This window comes from Salipiger sp., from assembly GCF_059781815.1.
In genome coordinates this window covers 1-4,124 of sequence record NZ_JBYNAH010000315.1, presented here as the reverse complement: position 1 = coordinate 4,124, position 4,124 = coordinate 1, and the positions used below count along the sequence as shown (strand labels likewise).

Below are 4,124 nucleotides of genomic sequence, written 5' to 3'. Positions count from 1 at the left end.
TCACGCGCGGCCTGCGCGATGATCGGCGCGGCGCCGGTGCCGGTGCCGCCGCCCATGCCGGCGGTGATGAAGCACATATGCGCGCCGGCGAGGTGGTCGACGATCTGCTCGATGCTCTCTTCGGCAGCGGCTGCGCCCACCGAGGCGCGGGCGCCGGCGCCGAGGCCCTCGGTCACCTTGATGCCGAGCTGGACCTTGGAGGTCGCAAGGCTCTGCTGCAGCGCCTGAGCGTCGGTGTTGGCCGTCACGAAGTCCACGCCCTCGAGCTGCTGGACGATCATGTTGTTGACGGCGTTGCCGCCGGCACCGCCTACGCCGAAGACCGTGATCCGGGGCTTCAGCTCTTCCTGTCCTGGCATCGAAAGGTTGAGTGTCATGTGTTTTTTCCGCCTGCGTTTTTGACTTGTTACACGCCTGTCCTGCGCCTTTATCGACAATTCTTACCGACATATTAGCAACGGGTCACGTAAAAAACGCAAAATCACCACGAAATATGGTGTAGCTCCGCGCAGTCCGCGCGGGATTTCGCCGACCGCCCCAGATTTTGGGGTTTGCGCGAAAATTAACGCAAAACGAGAGCGGGCGGCGCGCCATGGGACGGTCGCTGATCGTCTTGCTTCGGTCATGTCGGGAGGTCTGCTCGACATCCCCTCAATCCGCCTCTGTGTGCGGTTCTGTGGATAAGCTAGCAAAGCGCCGGGCGGGCGTCATCCCCGAAAATCGCGGTCCTGCGGTTTTCTGCGATCACGGTTCCGCGCGGCGCGCGGCGGGGCGGCTAGTGGAAGTCGCGGCTCGGGAACAGCCGCTTGGCCTGCTCGCGCGGGTGCTTGGCGGCAGGGGCGGGCCGTGCCGGGCGCGGCGCCTCGTCGGCGGCGGGGCTGGTGATGCCGATGGCGTCGTCGAGCGGGTGGCCGAGATCGCCGAGCCGCGACGACAGGTCCTCGATATTCTCGGCGATCAGGTGGGTGACGATGCCCTCGCGCTGCAGGTACCCCGTCACCCGCAACAGCCGCCCGCCCATCACCGCGCGGCGGAAACGCTCGTAGACCTTGGGCCAGACCACCACGTTCGACACCCCGGTCTCGTCCTCCAGCGTCATGAAGATCACCCCCGAGGCGGTGCCCGGGCGCTGCCGGGTGATCACCACGCCGCAGACCGAGAGCCGCCGCAGCGGCGTGCTGGCAAGCTCCGAATGCGGCACGATGTCGGGGAGGTCGGGCCGCAAAAGCTCCATCGGGTGGGCCCGCAGCGACAGCCGCATCGAGACGTAATCCTCGACCACCTCTTCGCCCAGATGCATCGCCGGCAGCTCGACATCGGGCTCGCGCAGCCCCTCGCCGTCGAGCGGATCGGCAAACAGCGGCAGCGGCGCGGGGGCACGGATGGCGCGCACCTGCCAGAGCGCGTCGCGCCGGGTCAGCCCCATGCCGGCAAAGGCATCGGCCTCGGCCAGCCGCTCGAGCACGCCGGGCAGCAGGCCCGCCCGCAGCCACAGGCTTTCGGGATCGGGATAGCCATTGCCGCGCGCCGCCACGATCCAGCCGGCATCCTCCTCGCGGAAGCCCTTGATCTGGCGAAACCCCAGCCGCAGCGCCAGGCTGCCGTCGGCGCGGCGCTCGAGCACGTTGTCCCAGGCGCTGTGGTTGACGCAGATCGGGCGCAGCTCGATGCCGTGGTCGCGCAGGTCGCGGACGATCTGCGCCGGGGCGTAGAAGCCCATGGGCTGCGAATTGAGCAGCGCGCAGCCGAAGATCGCCGGGTGATGGCATTTCAGCCAGGACGAGACATAGGTCAGCATGGCGAAGGCGGCGGCGTGGCTCTCGGGGAAGCCGTAATCGGCGAAGCCCTCGATCTGGGTGAAGCAGCGCTCGGCGGCCTCGCGGGTGTAGCCGTTCTTGAGCATGCCGCGGATGAAGCGGTCTCGGTGCTCGCCGATGGTGCCCATGCGCCGGAACGAGGCCAGCGAGCGGCGCAGCCGGTCGGCCTCTTCGGCCGAGTAGCCGGCGCCGACCACGGCGATCTGCATCGCCTGTTCCTGGAACAGCGGCACGCCCAGGGTCTTGCGGGTGACCTCCGACAGCGCCGGGCCGAAGGGCTCGGGCCGCTCCAGCCCCTGCCGGCGGCGGATATAGGGCTGCACCATGCCGCCCTGGATCGGGCCGGGGCGGACGATGGCGACCTCGATCACCAGGTCGTAGAAGGTGGCGGGCTTCATCCGCGGCAGGAAGTTCATCTGCGCCCGGCTCTCGACCTGGAACACCCCCACCGCGTCGGCCTTCTGCAGCATCCGGTAGGTCGCCGCGTCCTCCTGGGGCACGGTGTCGAGCGTGTGGGTGAGGCCCTCGTGCTGCTCGAGCAGGGCAAAGGCCTTGCGGATGCAGGTCAGCATGCCGAGGCTGAGCACGTCGACCTTGAGGATGCCGAGCGCGTCGATGTCGTCCTTGTCCCACTCGATGACGGTGCGGCCCTCCATCGCTGCGTTCTCGATCGGGCAGAGTTCGTCGAGCCGGCCCCGGGTGATGATGAAGCCGCCCACGTGCTGGCTCAGGTGGCGCGGGAAGCCGATGATCTCGCCAATGAGGCCGATGGTCTGCGCCAGCCGCCGGTCGCCGGGATCGAGCCCGAGCTCGCGGATGCGTTCGGGCTCGGCGCCGCCGTTGGACTGGCCCCAGATCTGCCCCGAGAGCGCCGCCGTCACGTCCTGGCTCAGCCCCATGACCTTGCCGACCTCGCGGATCGCCGCGCGGCTGCGGAAATGGATCACCGTGGCGCAGAGCCCGGCGCGGTGACGGCCGTATTTCTCGTAGATCCACTGGATCACCTCCTCGCGCCGCTCGTGCTCGAAATCGACGTCGATGTCGGGCGGCTCGCCGCGGTAGCGCGAGATGAAGCGCTCGAAGACCATGCCGATGAGGTCGGGGCTGACGTCGGTGATGCCCAGCAGGTAGCACAGCACCGAGTTCGCCGCCGAGCCGCGCCCCTGGCACAGGATGCCGCGCGACCGGGCGAAATCGACGATGTCATGCACGGTGAGGAAATAGGCCGCGAAGCCCAGCTCCTCGACCACCCGCAGCTCCTTGGCCATCAGGTCGAAGACCTTGTCGGGCGCGCCCTCGGGATAGCGCCGCTCGAGCCCGGCATGGGCCAGCCGCTCGAGCCGCGCCTGCGGGCTCTCGTCGCCGGCGATCTCGTCGGGATACTCGTAGCTGAGCTCGCCGAGATCGAAGGCGCAGCGCGCCGCGATCTCCAGCGTGCGGCGCAGGGCGGCGGGGTGGCGGCGGTAGAGCCGGGCCATGTCGGCGGCCGGCTTGAGCCGGCGCTCGGCATTGGGCAGGGCGCGGGTGCCGATGGCATCGATGGTGCAGCCCTCGCGCAGGCAGGTCAGCACATCGGCAAGCTGGCGCCGCGCCGCGCGGTGCATCAGCACGTCGCCCACCGCCACCATCGGCGTGTTCATCCGGAGCGCCAGCCTGGCGCAGGCGTCGAACCAGGCCTGATCCGAGCCGTCATAGCGCGGCGGCGCACCGAGGAAGACATGCCCCGGGAAGCGCCGCTGCAACCGCTTGAGGGGGCCGGTGGCCCGGGACAGGTCTTCGGGGGCCAGATCGCCGGGCGGCAGGGCAATGAGGATCAGGCCGCGGCCATGCTCTTCGAGATCGGCGAGATGCAGCGTGCAGCGGCCCTTCTCCGCCCGCCGCTTGCCCAGCGTCAGCAGCCGCGACAGCCGCTCATAGGCGGCTCGGTCGGTGGGCAGGGCAAGCCACTCGACGGGCTCGTCCTCGAGCACCAGCCGGCAGCCGGTGATCAGCCGCGGCAGCAGCCGGCCGGCGCGCAGGGCGATCTCCCGCGTGCCGGGCTCGGGCTGGCGCGAGGACGGATCGGTGCGCTCGGTCGATCGGATGCGCAAGGCCTGCTCGGCCTCGTCGCGCAGGGTCTTCAGCGCCGACCACGCCCGCACCACGCCGGCCAGCGAGTTGCGGTCGGTGATCGCCAGGGCCGAGAGCCCGAGCTCGGTGGCGCGCGCCACCAGCTCCTCCGGGTGCGAGGCGCCGGTGAGGAAGGTGAAGTTCGAGGTGATGCAGAGTTCGGCATAGGCGGTGGGGAGGGGGGCGTCCTTGCCACCC

General features: G+C 69.7%; 1 protein-coding gene and 1 pseudogene. Both read right to left on the bottom strand.

The features are described from left to right. Positions 1–377, bottom strand: a pseudogene (locus tag AC6RA4_RS23735) (cell division protein FtsZ); the annotation flags it as partial. Between the two features lie 398 nt (positions 378–775). Beyond that, positions 776–4,078, bottom strand: a complete 3,303-nt coding sequence (locus tag AC6RA4_RS23730; RefSeq protein ID WP_500164506.1) for an error-prone DNA polymerase — start codon at positions 4,076–4,078, stop codon at positions 776–778. Positions 4,079–4,124 lie beyond the last annotated feature (46 nt).